15 protein-coding genes and 1 pseudogene are annotated in these 15,816 nt (G+C 45.8%); 6 read left to right on the forward strand and 10 right to left on the reverse strand.

Annotated features, from left to right (window positions below):
* Positions 1 to 379: 379 nt before the first annotated feature.
* From BM202_RS33095 to BM202_RS33115, 5 genes are read right to left on the reverse strand one after another with little or no spacing between them, the layout of a single operon-like run.
* Complete coding sequence (locus tag BM202_RS33095) at positions 380 to 1,828, reverse strand: M48 family metalloprotease (protein WP_093834333.1); 1,449 nt, start codon at positions 1,826 to 1,828, stop codon at positions 380 to 382.
* Positions 1,829 to 1,837: 9 nt separating this feature from the next.
* Entirely contained in the window at positions 1,838 to 2,497 is a 660-nt protein-coding gene (locus BM202_RS33100) for a hypothetical protein (RefSeq protein ID WP_093834335.1), read from the reverse strand.
* Between the two features lie 26 nt (positions 2,498 to 2,523).
* Entirely contained in the window at positions 2,524 to 3,729 is a 1,206-nt protein-coding gene (locus BM202_RS33105) for a sigma-70 RNA polymerase sigma factor region 4 domain-containing protein (RefSeq protein ID WP_093834337.1), read from the reverse strand.
* 28 nt (positions 3,730 to 3,757) lie between these two features.
* The gene (locus BM202_RS33110) at positions 3,758 to 4,447 is read right to left on the reverse strand and encodes a hypothetical protein (RefSeq protein WP_093834339.1); all 690 of its coding nucleotides are present in this window, start codon (positions 4,445 to 4,447) and stop codon (positions 3,758 to 3,760) included.
* Complete coding sequence (locus BM202_RS33115; RefSeq protein WP_093834341.1) at positions 4,444 to 5,022, reverse strand: RNA polymerase sigma factor; 579 nt, start codon at positions 5,020 to 5,022, stop codon at positions 4,444 to 4,446. The genes BM202_RS33110 and BM202_RS33115 overlap by 4 nt, the downstream gene beginning before the upstream one ends.
* A 167-nt stretch (positions 5,023 to 5,189) precedes the next feature.
* On the opposite strand from BM202_RS33115, the gene BM202_RS33120 reads away from it, so the two are divergent.
* Positions 5,190 to 5,372: a hypothetical protein gene (locus tag BM202_RS33120; protein ID WP_093834343.1), complete on the forward strand. Its 183-nt coding sequence runs from the start codon at positions 5,190 to 5,192 to the stop codon at positions 5,370 to 5,372.
* Between the two features lie 72 nt (positions 5,373 to 5,444).
* Here the strand turns inward: BM202_RS33120 and BM202_RS33125 are convergent, their stop codons facing one another.
* The 3 genes and pseudogenes from BM202_RS33125 to BM202_RS33135 all read right to left on the reverse strand — a co-directional run.
* Positions 5,445 to 8,273: a CHAT domain-containing protein gene (locus tag BM202_RS33125; protein WP_093834345.1), complete on the reverse strand. Its 2,829-nt coding sequence runs from the start codon at positions 8,271 to 8,273 to the stop codon at positions 5,445 to 5,447.
* A 39-nt stretch (positions 8,274 to 8,312) separates the two neighbouring features.
* Positions 8,313 to 9,302 carry a matrixin family metalloprotease gene (locus BM202_RS33130; protein ID WP_093834347.1) on the reverse strand — a complete coding sequence of 330 codons (990 nt, stop codon included), beginning with the start codon at positions 9,300 to 9,302 and terminating at the stop codon, positions 8,313 to 8,315.
* Between the two features lie 799 nt (positions 9,303 to 10,101).
* Positions 10,102 to 10,263, reverse strand: a pseudogene (locus tag BM202_RS33135) (IS110 family transposase); the annotation flags it as partial.
* A gap of 185 nt (positions 10,264 to 10,448) precedes the next feature.
* On the opposite strand from BM202_RS33135, the gene BM202_RS33140 reads away from it, so the two are divergent.
* From BM202_RS33140 to BM202_RS37650, 4 genes are all read left to right on the forward strand, one after another.
* Positions 10,449 to 11,741: an OmpA family protein gene (locus BM202_RS33140; protein ID WP_093834351.1), complete on the forward strand. Its 1,293-nt coding sequence runs from the start codon at positions 10,449 to 10,451 to the stop codon at positions 11,739 to 11,741.
* Between the two features lie 74 nt (positions 11,742 to 11,815).
* Positions 11,816 to 12,100, forward strand: coding sequence for a hypothetical protein (locus BM202_RS33145; RefSeq protein WP_093834353.1), 285 nt, complete (start codon positions 11,816 to 11,818; stop codon positions 12,098 to 12,100).
* Between the two features lie 224 nt (positions 12,101 to 12,324).
* On the forward strand, positions 12,325 to 12,714 hold the full coding sequence (locus tag BM202_RS33150) for a GNAT family N-acetyltransferase (protein ID WP_093834355.1): 390 nt from the start codon (positions 12,325 to 12,327) through the stop codon (positions 12,712 to 12,714).
* Positions 12,715 to 12,885: 171 nt separating this feature from the next.
* Positions 12,886 to 13,041, forward strand: coding sequence for a hypothetical protein (locus BM202_RS37650; RefSeq protein WP_177236785.1), 156 nt, complete (start codon positions 12,886 to 12,888; stop codon positions 13,039 to 13,041).
* A 3-nt stretch (positions 13,042 to 13,044) separates the two neighbouring features.
* Here the strand turns inward: BM202_RS37650 and BM202_RS33155 are convergent, their stop codons facing one another.
* A complete protein-coding gene (locus BM202_RS33155) occupies positions 13,045 to 14,340 on the reverse strand; it encodes a Y-family DNA polymerase (protein ID WP_245776908.1) in 1,296 nt (431 codons plus the stop codon).
* Complete coding sequence (locus tag BM202_RS33160; protein WP_093834357.1) at positions 14,337 to 14,816, reverse strand: LexA family protein; 480 nt, start codon at positions 14,814 to 14,816, stop codon at positions 14,337 to 14,339. The genes BM202_RS33155 and BM202_RS33160 overlap by 4 nt, the downstream gene beginning before the upstream one ends.
* A 773-nt stretch (positions 14,817 to 15,589) precedes the next feature.
* On the opposite strand from BM202_RS33160, the gene BM202_RS39235 reads away from it, so the two are divergent.
* The gene (locus BM202_RS39235; RefSeq protein WP_394333821.1) at positions 15,590 to 15,769 is read left to right on the forward strand and encodes a hypothetical protein; all 180 of its coding nucleotides are present in this window, start codon (positions 15,590 to 15,592) and stop codon (positions 15,767 to 15,769) included.
* Positions 15,770 to 15,816 lie beyond the last annotated feature (47 nt).

Here is a 15,816-nt window from a genome sequence, read left to right on the forward strand (position 1 = left end):
TTTTCTAAGCGAGAGAGAACTGACCACCCTGCATGAAACTAGTGTGCCAGTTGGTCGTTATGAATTTGTCCTACCATATGCTATTATCTTTGTTTGGAAATGGATTCGGGGTCAACAGCTGAGTTAGCTGGTATGTCATTGGTGATTTGACACTGTATACCAACCAGTGGCCCCGAGGTAACACGCTTTAGTCGAACTATTTTTAGGTAAGTACGAAGCAGCCCATCACCGACGCAGATACATACAAAAAGAGAGTCTGTCACCCAACTAGTTAGGCTCGCCCAGACTAGTTGGGTGACAGACTCAATCGGTATTAATCGTGTGATTTGACCGGCTGGACAGGGAGATCTATTGCCGGAGCCATTAACTGGGCAGGCATCTACCAGCGGGCGAAATTATATTGAAGGGTAAGGTCGAAATTATGTGATCCTGTTTCAGGCCGCGGATCAGTAGTCAGTTTTATGGAACTCCACTCATACGTAAGGGCAACTTTATAGCCTCGCGGCAAAAAGGTTTTTTGAAGCAGTTCAACGCCTAACGAAATGCGGGGATTGATCGATAGTCGAAGCGTTGGCATACTGGTCGGTGCTACGGTGACGGCTCGATTTTGATAGTCGAGTCCAAGCGGCATCCGCATGATCGGGCCTGCACTGACAAAAAAACCAAAACGATTGGAAGCAAAGTTGGTATTCTTGACGCCAACCGAGTTCCAGCTGATCTTGGGAAAGACGGTCAAATAACGTAATTCGAGTGTTTCGACTAAGCGTTTGTCATTACCCTGGCCAATTGTTGTGCCAAATGTCTGTTTTGAATAGGCTATCTCACCTTCATATCGCCACGGATTATTCCACCGATAACGGCTGACGTTTAAACCTGTATACAGATTGTATGCATCGGGAACAGAGTATAGAAATGCATCGACCGGCTGACCACCAGCCGTGAACATGGGTTTCGCGACCACAGTCAACCCAGCTACCAAGCCCAGATCCCAGAACGTACGATCAGGATGGAGTTCTATGTAAGCGGTACTGGCAGAATTGGAAAAGTAGCCCTGACTAATCCCCTTTCTCTGAAGTTGCCGAATTTGCAATTGATCCCAAAATCGGCGCATTGCTTTAATGCGATCTTTAAAAAGCGGATGGCTGGCGCTAAATCGCGCATCTACCTCGATATACTTTCGAATATAATCCAGGTTAAATTCAGCGATAAACGCCTCGAAATCCAACGATTTTTCAGTAAGGGATAATAACCAAAGCCCGAAAAAGTCTGCCTGAATTTCTTCGGCATGTCGATTGGAGACTTTAAAACGCCTGGCAATGCGCTCGCTATTGACAGCATCGGTACCTTGTAGTTCACTAAATACGGCTTCATTTTCAGTATTTTTTAGGTGTCCAAACACATGATGGCCAATTTCATGGGCCAGAATATGCTTGTCGATTCGGGTAATGGAATCCATTTTTTTATTGATCCCCTCCAGAAATACATTGTTGTAAAGTATTAATGGAATATCAATAGTCCGATTGTTGGGTAGCGTAGTTGGGCAATTACGAGCTTCGGGTGCCCCACAACCAGCCGCTTTAACGATAATGGTATTGCTATATTTCAAGGAACTGTGCTGACGAACAATTTTTAGAAAATTAGCAACGATAACACCAGCCTCTTTTTCGGAGGGTATATACTTTCTTTCGACACTCGTAAGTGCATCGCAGTCGCAGGGGATCTTGTATGACTCATCAACGCCCGTAGGCCGTTGCGGTTTCCCCGACTGCCCCTTAGTTTGATGAGCTAATAGTATAGACAGCAGTACTACTTGGACCAGTAACCTCATAAATTAGTTTCAAAATGGCTGTGGATTCGACGTACACTTACGGAAGATAGTCAAAATTTGATTTGGTCGCTCAACCGACAAGGAACCTGTAACAGGATCATAGCGTAATCGAGCGTCCTGAAGGTAAAGTGTATCGCGATCATTTCGAATAAAAATGGTCAGTGTATCTTGGCAATACCGGTAAGCGGCTGTTGCGGTAGTTTGCTCATCTCTAATCCACTTCAGGGGCAGTTTGCCTATGGGCATATCGCCACCTGCATAGCCTTTGCTTGAATCGGACGGCCTACCAGCATCGGCACGGAACAAATAGTCGGCTTCCACTTTAACAAGTTGTGGAGTTGAAGGGGACGAGTTGAAAAAACCGCTTACCCAGGCGCCTACGAGCAGTACTGCCAGGCAGGCAGCCATAGCATAGGCATACGGATGGCGCCATACCGAAACCAGAACCGGGGAGCGTCGGCGGGCTTTATCACGTGCCTTACCCACCGCCTCCCACATCGACTGATCGGTGTCCTCCCTAACCACCTCTGTCAATACAGCATGCATTTCGACATCGTCATAAAACGAGGAATCGGTTCGCATCAATTCCAGATACTGCTGATTTTCTTCTTCAGTCAGTGTGCCTTGCTGGCGTTTTTCGATAAGGAGCCGGCGTTGAGAAGGAGTCATCCGATATATTATATTAAGATCTTCTATTACAAAGTTTCATGTATCATTTTCTTTAGTTTTTCCATGCAACTGTAAAACCTGCTTTCAAGCGTTTTTGCTGACTCACCAAACGCAAAAGCCAGCGTTTGGAAAGGTACCGGCTCGCTAAAATCATCATTAAAATGGCGCGTAATGATTTCGTGACATTTCTCCCCCAACATCCTTAAACAGTGGCGGACTTTTTGTTTCTGTTCCTCTACATACTCTCTTTCCATTGCATCCACAACGCCCTCTTGCCAATCAATAACCTGGGATAAATCACCCTCATCGTTAAGAATTCCTTCTTCTTCAGCCTCCTCTCGTTGGTTTCCCAAAAGTTTGTCAATGGCAAAACTTCGTTTGACAAAGGCGAAAAGATAGGTAGCTAATTGAGCATCCAGATAAAACGTTTCCGGCTCAGCCTTTTTGCGCTGGCATTTGTTGATGAAGTCTATTTTTACCTGACTAACTATGTCGTTGATCCCTTCTTCAAGTTCTGGCCCAATTCTCCCCACTCGTTTTCTTACTTCATCCACTACCCAATGCTTTACTTTTATAAGACTTTCCTCAATAAAAGCAGCCTCGGTCGTCGTGTAAAAAAAATAGACTCTCAAAGCAATTTGCTCAAACAAACATTGCCGAACAAGAGAAAAACGCAGTTCGATACGGCCATCCCGTAACCAAAATAAGCGGCTTGATAATATACCCTGTTTCTGCTTATGTAAACCAGCTAAAAAGACGCGTAATGTCCGATAAGCCACGGCCTGCTGGTCGTACTCTGTCAGCATTCGTGTCAGGCGTCTGAGATGATCAGCTTCTGGCCGTTCACGAATCTGAGTCATCCACAACTGGATATCTGTCTGCCGTTGTACGCTGATCTGAGCCATTTCAATATACGGAATGTCTTCGATCCGTTTTTTCCAGCGACAGGCTTCGATCAGTTCGTCCAGCACAGTTTTATAGTGATCGGCAAAATATGAATCAATGAGGGGCTGGGTTTCCAGTACGCCGCAAAGTTCAGACAGGATCGTTTGCTGCAACGGTTCGTCAACATATTCGGCTTTTGTAAGCCGACTCACGATCAGCGGATCGAAGACATGGCTAACCTGCTGGGCAAAATGCAGTGTAGAGGCATCATCGACTGGCAATCGGCTCTGCTCGATCAGCCGGACGATGTCTTTCTTACGATTCGAGAAAAAAGAAAATGTGGACATGTTCACCAATAGACGTCAAAAAACTGCCCTACTTAAGCCATTGAGCCCACTTGATCTGCCACCAGATTTTCCAGCGATCGACCGCCCTAATGGGATACTCGCAGTCGGTGCATTGCGAAAACTGGTCGTATACCCGTTCTGCTTTATGGGGTTCACCACTTTTCAGATAAGCAACGGTCAGATGCCACTGGGCCGCTTCGCGGAAATAGGGTCGGATATCGGTTGTCCTCACTACTGTTTCGAAGTTTTTAACTGCCAGTACGTATTGGCCTTCGATCAGGTGGACCTGACCTTCAAAAAACTGATTGAATACCTGTTTTTGTGCTACAGCCATCGTATCGCTTTCGTCGGCCAGGCTGTGGGTTATACTGGTATCGTTTTCTGAGTCAGGAAATACCACAGGAGCCACCGACAGGTATACAATCAGCATAAACCCCGCAGTGACTGATCCGATCAGTGATCGACGCACTAACCGAATGCGCTGCGTTCGCTGACGGCTCTGCCGTTGAAGTTGTCTCAGCGTTGCGACGGCCCGTTGTTCCAGAAAAGCTTCCTTCATGAGTTCGTGTGTACGTTTAAGCAGTTGTACTTCTTTTTCAAAGTCGGCGTCAGCCTGCATGACCATTTCCACTTCCTTTCTCTCGTCACGAGTCATTTCACCGCTCAGATACTGTTCTATCCACTCGTGCTCCTGCTGTTTATCAATGGGTCTTTTCATGATAGCATCAGTTTCTTCAACGCCACAATACATCGGTACTTGGTCGTTTTGGCGTTGTCTTCCGTTCCCAATCCAAGCTCATCGGCAATCTGCTTCATCGACTTTTTATCAAAATAAAATGCCTTCAATACTTGCTGGCATTTAAGGTTCAGCCGCTCGAATTTTGTTTTAGCTGAATTTATTTCCTCCTCGCTCATCAGTTCCTGTTCTGGGTTTGGGGCAACTGGCTGTTCCTGGCTCTGATGGAGGCTATAGCGCTCGTTACGTTTATCCTGTGAGGCCCGTTTGCGCAGTTCCTTCAGCCACATCAGATGGGCAATTTCATAAATATAGGTTGTCACCCGGGTAGTTGAGCGAAGCTGGAATTTGCCATCCCAGATGTTCTGCAGAAATGCCACAATTACCTCCTGAAACAAATCGTCCGCGTCGGCGTCAGAACCGTTGTTACGGGTTACCATCCGCCTAACCCGTAGCTGACATTGATCATATAAATAACGCACAATGGCATCGACCAGGGGCGCAGTCTTCGTTAGTAAACCGTCAAAAATCTGCTGGTCTGTAAAGGTTTTCTGCATGAGGAAGGCTCTGGGCTGCTTTGTGTCTTTATGCCTCTCAGGGCAGGTGAGGTAACATCATAGACGAAATAAAAAAAATTTTAGCGCGCATCAGGAAAAGTGAAACCCCAGGACGTGAAGCGGTAGATCAGGCCAATTCGGCTTGCCAAACTTCAAAAAAAGTCCTTATGCGTACTAACCTTAAATGTCTCGTAACCCTGTTTACTCTGGCTACCGCCCTCACATTGGTATCCTGCCAGCCTGAGTCAATCGACTCTCGCACCCCTACGGCGAAAAAAATCATTCATCCTACCCTGGCCGATGGTGATGATGATCAGCCTCCCAAAACGGGCTGGCCCGGAGGAAATTGATGTCTCCCTACAATGAGCCCTTATAAGGGCTCATTTTTTTATTGGTTCTGATAGGGCAAGATTCGGACATCATCAGGATGCTCCTTCTTTTTGCTGCGTTATGTGCCGCAACCGTTGGCGTTGCCAAAACACCACCAGGCCAAAAACGACCATAAACAGGAGCCACCCATACACCACTGACGAGTGGTCAGCCGGCAAAACAGGGCTATAGTTTCCCAGCAAGATATAATTCGCCCAATAGTAAGGATGGTCGAATTTGGGAAATAACGGTGATTCGAAAAAATCGAGCCGGGCCTGCTGCAATGCCTGGTCAGTTGCCATCCCCAGCGAGAGGTAATGGTGAAGCCGGATGGTCAGAAAGGAGGTGGTTTCGTCATTGGCTTTCCAAAGCGTGGTCACTACCGACGGACATCCGGCATAGGCAAATGCTCGTGCCAGCGACAAAATACCTTCTCCCTTCATAGTTTGTCCCGATCCTGTTTCACAGGCTCCCAGGACGGCTAAGCCCGTCAATGACAACGGCAAATTGTAAATGTCATCGGTATAAAGTTTATCCGTTTCCCCGGGGTAAAAGGCGATGTATGAATTGGCTGGATCGGCGTCGTCGGTATTGGCATGCGTAGCAAAATAAATGATCGGTCGGTCGAGACTCGTTTTTAGGAAATTCGACCTGCTAGCCTGTGCTCCTAATAACACCTCACCCCCAATGCTACGGGCCTTTGCTTCACTTGATGCCAGTGTTTTTGCCGTGTTCTGGCGTTTGGCAGTCTGTTCAACCGATCCTGTCCGCGTAAAGGGAGCTACCACCAGCACAGGACCGGCGCTAACAGGGCGCTGGGATGGATTGAAAAACGACTGAGCCGAAAAGGCATAGGCAATCGCTACGTGATTGGTTAGAAAATCCCGGGATTGCTTACCAGTTTCGAGCACTTCAAAAGGCAAAAAATTAAATCCCCAGTCGCGACTGATTACCAGCCTTGATCTACCGGCTAAAAAGTTTCGAATCGGCTCGATGCAGGCAGCATACAACTCAGCCGCATAGGAGGTTCCATTATACTGACCCAGTACCGGATCCCGATAGAGTTCCTGACTTAACTTCAGCAGGTTCTGGTCGAATCGAACCGGGTCAATGGGTTGCCGTATGACATCCAGTGTCTGATTAGTCGCAACTAATATGAAAAGTGAAGCCCCGCGCCGAACGTAGGCTACATAGGCCGCCTGTTTGCCCAGTTGCTGCTGCAAGGTTCGGTAACTCATTGTCATATCCTGGTAGTTGAACGTATAGTAGGCAGAATAATCCTGTCGATACGTTTCCATGAGTTCATGCCATTCGAGCTGGCACGCCGTGAGTTCTGCACTGGCTTTGTTATTGCCGATGGACCTTTTTTTCAACACGCTGATTCGGATTTTCAGTTTCTGCTCCCGTTCGAGCAGTGAATCAGGAATAGTACGGGGTTTTATATCATTCAAACGAAAGGCTTCACGCAGGCTACCAGCCTGTGACTGCTCGAAGAGTTGAAACAGGGTTTCACGAAGTGGTGCGCTTTGTTGGTGCTGGTAAGCTTCAAACGCTACGGCTATTGCATCGGGTACCAGGGCGTGTTGACGATCTGAAAAAATTACCTGAGACTGGTCCGTATCGATTCCATGCCGGATGCGCTGCTGAAGTCCAACGCAAAACCGATACGTAGCTACCGACGCGTTCAGATAGGCATTTTGGTGCCTGACATCATACATTTTTTTCAGGAGAGCCGCCTTTTGGCTAGCGGCCAATAGAAGAGCCGCGTTATCATAAGCAGATTCAAATGATGGATTTTGCCCAATATCTGCCAGTCGGGTCGTATCCCGGGATACGACCCGAATAGCCCCCTGATAGGACGCTAAGGCTTGATCGGGTTCATTACGAGATTCGTGAAGGAGTCCCTTTTCTACCAATACCTGCGCTAGCAAAGGGCCATGATCACCGATATCCTGGCGGTACCCTCGAATAGCCTGACTGATGTAACGATCGGAAACTGCTAATCGATTGATAGCTCGGTAACAGCTACTCAACATACGCCAAAGATGAATTTGATCCGCTAAATAGTCCGTTGTTTTTTTTCCCCGCCGTAAAGCGACCATCAGTCGTTCGGCTCGGGATAAATAAATCAATGCTTCCCTATAATGCTTAAGGTTAAAGAGTGTCCATCCAATACCTGATGTAAACCGCCACTTCTGTATATCGTTCTTCGAGTAAGATTTTTCGGCCCGGAAAATATGAATCAATGATTCTTTATAATTTCCCATTGCATCATAACAGCCTGCCAGGTTACTTTCCACATACGTCATCTCACTGGGAAAATCATATTTTTTAGCCATTTCCTGGGCTTTGGTTAGACAAACTAAACTCCTTTTATAGTTACCCGTTTTGAAAAACCAGTTGCCCTGATTATTAAAATGATAAAGTACATAAAGCGGAATTTGGTATTCGATACGTGGATTTTGGTCAAGCAGTGCATCCGCTTTACGGAAATAATAAAGCGCAGAATCAGCCCGGTAAAGAGCAATGTAAAACGTGCCCAAACTCGAGAATAACTTAAAGCGCACTGAGTCGGAGGACGTTTTGGATAAATAGAGGTAACGGAGTCCCAGCATGCACCGGTCAGCCGCCGCCCGGGTATGGTTTTTCATATAATCCATACTGCTGAGATCGACGCAGAGGTTGGCCGCTCGCACAAAGTCAGTCCGGCGCACCAGTTCATAGGCTTTTTTATACCAGCCTATTGCCTCTTCGTACTTAGCCTTTGTGTAGAGTAATTCTGCCCGTTGTCGGTATTTATCGGACAATGCGGCCTGTGCCCAAGTTAAGCTGGGTATTTCTAGGCATAAGATTAATAGCCAGCAAACAGAACGACGATTCACAAGAAAGAAAAAGGCTAGAGATGAGGAAGATCAAATAGATCATTTATAATCGACTACAACGGTATATGCACCCGTATTGTCGGTTAAATTGAGATCATTGACGCCAAAGGTCAAATCGACATACTGGGCTCCTCCCGTTGGGAAGTTGCACTCTTTACCACAATAATGCCATTTTGACTCATTGTTAAGTTTGTACATCAAGGCGGCATGAAGAAATTCCTGAACAATACTATACTGAGGAATCGGAAAGCCAAATAAGCCGTCTTTTCCTTCTGGCCCCGTAATGCCCACAAATACACCGACGGTTATGAGCCCTGATGCTCTAACTAAAATTGTTCCCTGTTTATCGAATTTGACGGTTTTAGTTAGAGGCCCAGCTACTTGAAGAGTAAATGGTAAATAATTCACAGTGAGATCTTTACAGGTATTCGAGTACAGTTTGTTGATTGTCGTGGAATCGGATTTCGAAATGGCGAGTGGTTGGCCATCATAAAGCGGCGACATGAGTGAACCTTTGTCAGAAGAAGTAGCCATGCCAAGAAAAAGACCCGCATGATAAGCAATGGCTTTGGTCAGAGAATTTTTGTTCCAATCGTATGCATTGCTCAACAAAATGGTATAAACACCGCTACTTTCCTTTCGGAGCCCGGCTGCAACAGTCGCAGTTCCCTGCACTATGCCTACGGGCACTGTGGCCGTTTGTGTAGAAATTTCAGAGGGATCGACAAATTGAACCAGCAACCTGGGCCTTGCAGGTAACTCTAAAAAGCCAATCGTTGGGCAGGCTTTCTGCCATATGTCAAAACCCGCTCGAATGGCATCTCGTTGAGATTCATCATCAATTCGTTTGTAGGTATTGACAACACTGTACCGAAAAGCACAATCGGTTGATAGGCGTTGGACCGATTCATTTCGGTTAGCGCTTATATAAACAAATTTCGACGCGTCTGGAGGGATGTTTTGGCATTGCTGAAATGAGATTAATGATAAAAGCAGTAAGAGTATTGTTTGTAAATGTATTTTGACCATATGTATAGGCTTATAAAAATTTATGCAAGATAATTACTATCAGCACTTTAGCTTTTCTTTTCATCTTAAAATTGATATATTTATTAAACGTAGTTAATACAATACACTTTCAATACGAACTTCTAACGATTACGTCTTTATTTTTAGATTTAAGTCTACAATAAAGGTTCTAACCTACTTTTCCGTAGTTGCGTGTTGATTGCAAAGCCAGCCTGGAGCAGCTTTGTGATCTGTTAAGTGTGACTCGTCAGGCATTTTATGAAGCGGCTGGCCAAGAAAGTAAAACTAGTATCGCCCATGTAGTCGTGCTACGTTTGGTCCGCCGTCGCGGCACCGATCCATAAAAAACCTCCCCTTACTAGCGCACTACTACAGTCAGGAAGAACCGAGCATGCCTCTGGTTGAATGGGTAGACTTCTATAACCACGCGGGCGGCCCCGTAACGCAACCATGACCGGGTCGCTTTAGCGATCACTGGGAAACGTACGGCCAGCAGATGCGTATTGGGACGCCAAGACTAGACCTTGGCAGACCGGCAAAAAACTAAGTCGCACGGCAGCGCCCGACGTCGGCGCCCTGGAGTTAACCTTGTTTTAACGACGGAGAAAGCGGTCGGCCGCCACGGCATGTTTCCTGGTGAGTACAAAGTGGCTAAAAGGCTCTCTTCCCTTTTCACCGCCCCGGCCGCATCTATTCATTTTTGGTTGACGACGTACATTCATTAAGTCATGAATACCACCAACACAGTGTGAAGATATTATCATTAGTTGCGTAAAGTAATCGCACGGATTTCCATGGGTTATGCAAGCGTGGGCGTATAATTTTTATCATATGTTTCACCCCGACGCACCACCGCACAAACCCGATGAATGAGCTCATTGCGAACGGCATTAAAGACGAGCATTTTGTTTTTGCCTTCACCAACCTTGCGCTGGCAGTAATCTTGCGGTTCGCCTTTGACACAAACTGGTCTTGCTACCATTTAACGGACAGTAAGATCAGGCTAAAGTTACTGTCCGGTAAATGGTAGCAAGGCCAGGTTAGGTGAATACCCCTAACTGAACCAATTGATAAATCTATTCCCGTATTCCATAATCTCAATGCATTTTTATCGGGTCTTTTAACGAACTCAATTGCCTGAGAAATATGGACCTACCTTTTCAAATTAACAAATGGAAGCGGGTTAGCCTGAGCTTAAGTTTAGTTGCCACTGTCGTGACCTCATCACTGGCCCAATATGACAAAAAAGAACTTCAACTGGTTGTATCGCCCAAGGGCGGTTACAATGTGCTGCAATTTTCTCCGGACTACACGCGTGAACAGGGAACTAGTGGTTTCTCTCTGTACAAAGGAGCACCGCCTACATCTCTGATTTACCAGAATGGAAACGAAAAAACCGTTCATCCACTACCCATTCGCGCCGGGATAGACATTGGTCTGAAGCGGGTCAACTACCATACCGACCGGGCCTGGTCGATCCTACTTGGAGCGGATTACTCGCAGCAGCTTTTTTCGTCCAGTTATGACAACAGCTACTATTTTAAGGGGTATTCTATTGTCTCGTGGAACGCCTATGTAAAGTATTTTCAGGTCAATGCGGCCCTAACCTATTATTGGAGTAAACTGCTTTCCCGTTCTGGAAGTGATGGTTTATTTCTTCGGCTGGGAACCAGCCAGGCCTTCGGCGTTACCTACATTGAACCAGCTGTATCCGTCAACGAGCCATTCACCTTCAATTACCTTGATACTGGTACCGGTAGTGTTATTCAGCGCCGGAGCAGTATGCCCCAAAGCTGGTTTATCATCCCTGAAGTAGGTATTCATTACGATAACATCGAAGCGTCGATATCCGCTAGCGTTCCACTCCAACAAACGTTTACTGAACAACATACCTTTTATCAAAACAACCAGGTTACAGCGATCAATACGATTGGGTATCGATTGGGTGGTGTATATGGTACTGTTCGATTAATGCTACCCGTCGCCCGGTTTTCACATCGACGCCGATCGGTACCAGTCGCAGAAACATCCCCTCCCCTCCCCTCTTCACCAGTTGTTACTAAATCTCCTGCCCCTCCGTCCTATAACAAAGGACAAGTTATCCGGTTGAATAACGTCTATTTCAAAGCCTCCTCCGCGGAACTGCTTCCGAATTCCTACGCGGAATTAGATAGCTTAGTCAAACAGATGCATTTACGGCCCACGCTCCGGATACGGCTCGAAGGGCATACGGATATCATTGGTGAGGCTCGTCTGAATCAGCAGCTGTCCGAGGAACGAGTAGGAACTATTCAGCAATACATGACAAGCAAAGGTGTTGAAAGTCGACGCATCGAGCTAAAAGGGTATGGTGATAAAAGACCACTTAAGCGCGACTGCCCCCCGCCTACTGGATGTCCTGAAAATCGACGGGTTGAGTTCTTAATTTTATCTGATTAACACATCAGTTAAAGCATCAGGGTGTTGATCCACGTTGTATTTTCACTATAAAGTATTCTGAAATTTTCCTAAGGATGGATAACCAACTTAATGCTAAGAACGTAGTTCAATTCCGCCTTACGGGGACACCTAAGGGGAACCTACTAGTGAGTTTTTACCAACTCGACGTTTTCAATCAACAAGCCGTCAACTGGCATATTGCCGGGCTATTAGTCGAAAACAAACTCCATGCAGGGGTACTCTACGAGGGTAACTTATCCAACAATACCGTTTATCCAACGGCGATCTACAATCTATTGGATCGGGTTGGGGTATACGTCAATTGTGTGCGTATCGAGCAAGCCAAAAAATCAAACTAGGTTTACACGGGTCGCTAAATCTTCATCCCTTCGTCTTATAAGAAAGTGCAGGAATCCGGTTGAACAATTTTAATTCAGTACTTCCTCAGCTGAATTATTACCAGCCTTCAAAACGGGATTTCCCTCCGCCGGGAGGACGTCCTGGAAATCGACGGGTTGAAATGGTAATTATCAATTCGTAAACTATTTTCGTTGATCAGAACAAATGTAATTTCCCGCACGAAATGGAGTATACCGTTTATTTGGATGCACACAATACGAGTAATTATCAACATCGATTTGTGTTAGCTGATCAACACAATGTAGAAAAGGGATTTGCAGGTGGTATGCTCACAAACAATGGCGGAGAGACTTTTTTTTATTTGGAGTTTATTCTGATAAAAAGCGAGGCCGATCGTCAGTCCGATTCACGCTTAGGCACCAAATTATTAAAAGAGGTTGAATCCTTTGCCAAGGATAACGGTATGGATTACATCAGTGGAGAGTTTGGTAACTATGAGCTTTATAAAAGCCCGGAGGAAGCCGAAAAGGCATTGACAAATTTCTACGGAAAGAATGGCTATCAATTCAGGCACTTTCCCAACTCTATTAAATTCTTTAAAAAAATAAACTAGTAAGCATGAATTTAGTAGGATAAGGCAAACCAAGTCAGTCCCGCTAAATCACCAACGAAAACTAATTAACGTTGACAAACATAAATGGAGACCTACCTAAACGAATAGAGCATATTTCTGACAATTAACTTACCGTTAACGTTTTCAAAGGGAGTAGTCATGATAAAAACAGTGAAAAATTTCCTTCATGATCTGGGTATAGTAGATATATGGACAGGTTTATGCGCCCTGATCAGCCTCGTTATCCTATTTTATTTGTTGTCGGCCATTCATGGAAGTGGGGTTGTTATGAATGGTGCCGGGATCGGCGGCATAACAGAATACTAATAATTAGTGAACCCTCAGTAAGTCGCTCCATTGGGTTGTGTAACAGGGGGAGCGGAAGTTTTGCTTCATTAGCCAAGCTGATTCCTCATAACCCTTACTGGCCAGCCGCACCCTACCCCGGCCGAAGCGGTGATTAATCTGATCAACAGCCGAATAAACCCGCTTCCAGCGCTCATCGGGTTCCTCCTCGAAGATGGTATATTGCCGATGATCCCAGTCCACCAGATCGGTCAGGAGGATCCCCACTTTCTGGAAATTGTATCCCTCCCGGTAGATCGACTCTAAAGCCGCTAGCCCGTACCGGATCAGCTCTCCATCGCTACAACTGGGATGAGGTAACTTTACAGTGCGGCTGTTTGAGTATTGTCGGTCGTTGGTACGGAAATAATTCGTGTGTAAAAGCACGGTAATATAGCTGGCAGCCGAGGCCTGGTTGCGTAGTTTAACGGCCGCCCTGGAGAGATACGTGGTAACAGCCTCACGAAGGGGTTCCAAGGCGCTCACCGGCGTGCCAAAGCTGGGAGCCGTGCAAATTGATTTCTTCCTGGCGGGTTCGATTTCCAGGGCTTTACAAGGCTGCTCCCTTAGCTCATATACCAGCCGAAGCCCCGTCACCGTCATAAACTGTCGAACCCAGTCATCCGGCGCATCGCGCAGCTGAGCGGCCGTCTGGATACCCTGCTGTAAAAGCAGTTGTTCATAGCGATCCCCAATGCCCCATAAGTCCCCTACCGCGAACTCATGCAATGCTTCTTTGATTTTAGCTGGAGTATCCAGTACGCATATACCCCGATGCTCGGTGTGTTTTTTAGCAAACCAGGTAGCTACCTTGCATAACGTTTTCGTGGGTGCTATTCCTATGTTTATAGGTATACGGCTACTGCGTAACGTCGTTTCCTGAATCCTTTGCGCCAACTGCCGTAAATCTGGATAAATGGCCTCATAACCTGTCAGATCAAAAAAGCCCTCATCAATTGAATACACCTCCACCCGTTCGATGAAACGGCCAATGATAGCAAATATTCTTCGGGACATATCCCCGTAAAGTGGGTACGTGCTCGAAAAGACGTGAATACCCTGCTGGCGGACTTGCTCCTTAATTCTAAAGTAAGGGGTACCACGGGTAATGCCTAACTTTTTGGCTTTATCGTTCTGGGCAACAACATTTCCGTCGTTATTCGATAACACAATAACAGGCTGTTTTCTAAGCGCGTGCTGAAACGAAATGTGACAACTGGCGTAAAACGACAAGGCGTCAAAATGCTCCTGCATGGTTGAAAACGTGATTGGACAGGTCATGGCAATACAGTCGGTTTGAAAAACACCCAGGTAACCGCTCCAAACACAAAGGAATCTTCGCCAGGGTCACCTGGATGCATATAGATTGGCTCGTAGTGAGGATTGTCCGCCTTCAAAAGCAACATCTCCCCTACCCGCTTCATGCGCCGCACAACGTATCCATCATTGACAAAGGCCACAATAACCTGGCCATCGACGGGCTCCACCAGGCAGTCAACCACCAGAATATCGCCGTCATCAATTCGGGAATTGAGTCGCGCACTCGGATTGACCATACTGTTTCCTTCGACTCGAACAAAATACGTATCGTCGGGATGAACGATACACAACTCATTCAAATCCAAAACGTTTTCCAGAAAATCGGTAGCCGGGGACGGGAACCCACAGTGGACTCGTGAAAGAAACAACGGTACCTTTAACCGACTTTTTATGCCAGCTTTTCTAATTGTAAAACGGGTTCGTACCCTTGTTTTCATAGGCTGCTAATACAACTAACTAATAATAATAGGGCTATTATATGTTAGTTGTATTATATTTCCTAATATGAAGGCGTTTTTATGTAAATTGGAAATAAAATAGTGGCTATGACTCTTTACGAATTCAATGCACTTTCGTTTGACAACCAGCTAGCTTGTGCATGGGATGACGGTTCTTTTTTAATGACAAGACGGGCCGGCCTATCCTACCTGTGTTTATACGCTATTGAGACTTTTTTCGTCTAAATTCGATATAGTCAGGATCTGAATCATATTACAGCCTGCCGCGCGTTTCGCAGTACAATCCCCCTAGAATCTTACCTGGAAGAAATTCATCTGACTTTAGAAAGAAGCAAATATTAATTAGACCAACATTAACGCGCAAGAAACAGTGAGGACCAAAAAAAAATCAACTACAATCAGTCAGGAGGACTTAGATCGTCAGTTACGGGAGCTTAGTAGTAGTTGGCGTAAAATGACGGGTCGGAGCATTACCGAAGTTTTAGGTATGAAATCAAATGATACTGTTGGCGAGTTTTCTTTAATAATTGAGACCGACGAAATAGCTAACTGATACTAGTTATGTTTTAGATTCTTTAATAAGCTATGCCCTGTCTACACAAATTGGAAGGCTATACGCATGATCAACTATCCAAAGGCAATGAATGCTACTGTGTGGAAAGTGGTATTAATCCTACCAGTGGGTAGAGATGATCGACAGCGGATTACTGCACAAACAAGAATTGTTGCGGTTTGGACGGTTGGCCGCTGCCATGCCCAACACAAATGAGGCTAGAAAACAACCCTGGAGTCAGTACCGGGTCAGTGTGGATGAAATTGAGAATCGAACAGGCTTGGATCTGTTAACCAACGTTCCTTTGAACATTCAAACCCTACTTGAAGCGGAGGTAGATCAAGTCACCATACAGTCTATTTACTTAGCTTCTCACTAAATGCGTTTAGCGTATATAGACTACCGTTAGGAGAATCCTTTTTTTTA

The organism is Spirosoma endophyticum, from assembly GCF_900112365.1.
GTDB lineage: Bacteria > Bacteroidota > Bacteroidia > Cytophagales > Spirosomataceae > Spirosoma > Spirosoma endophyticum.

Bases quoted from the DNA above. Each gene is read 5' to 3' on its own strand.
- BM202_RS33095 (WP_093834333.1), bottom strand. From the start codon at position 1,828: ATGAGGTTACTGGTCCAAGTAGTACTGCTGTCTATACTATTAGCTCAT.
- BM202_RS33100 (WP_093834335.1), bottom strand. From the start codon at position 2,497: ATGACTCCTTCTCAACGCCGGCTCCTTATCGAAAAACGCCAGCAAGGC.
- BM202_RS33105 (WP_093834337.1), bottom strand. From the start codon at position 3,729: ATGTCCACATTTTCTTTTTTCTCGAATCGTAAGAAAGACATCGTCCGG.
- BM202_RS33110 (WP_093834339.1), bottom strand. From the start codon at position 4,447: ATGAAAAGACCCATTGATAAACAGCAGGAGCACGAGTGGATAGAACAG.
- BM202_RS33115 (WP_093834341.1), bottom strand. From the start codon at position 5,022: ATGCAGAAAACCTTTACAGACCAGCAGATTTTTGACGGTTTACTAACG.
- BM202_RS33120 (WP_093834343.1), top strand. From the start codon at position 5,190: ATGCGTACTAACCTTAAATGTCTCGTAACCCTGTTTACTCTGGCTACC.
- BM202_RS33130 (WP_093834347.1), bottom strand. From the start codon at position 9,302: ATGGTCAAAATACATTTACAAACAATACTCTTACTGCTTTTATCATTA.
- BM202_RS33140 (WP_093834351.1), top strand. From the start codon at position 10,449: ATGGACCTACCTTTTCAAATTAACAAATGGAAGCGGGTTAGCCTGAGC.
- BM202_RS33145 (WP_093834353.1), top strand. From the start codon at position 11,816: ATGGATAACCAACTTAATGCTAAGAACGTAGTTCAATTCCGCCTTACG.
- BM202_RS33150 (WP_093834355.1), top strand. From the start codon at position 12,325: ATGGAGTATACCGTTTATTTGGATGCACACAATACGAGTAATTATCAA.
- BM202_RS33155 (WP_245776908.1), bottom strand. From the start codon at position 14,340: ATGACCTGTCCAATCACGTTTTCAACCATGCAGGAGCATTTTGACGCC.
- BM202_RS33160 (WP_093834357.1), bottom strand. From the start codon at position 14,816: ATGAAAACAAGGGTACGAACCCGTTTTACAATTAGAAAAGCTGGCATA.
- BM202_RS39235 (WP_394333821.1), top strand. From the start codon at position 15,590: ATGCCCAACACAAATGAGGCTAGAAAACAACCCTGGAGTCAGTACCGG.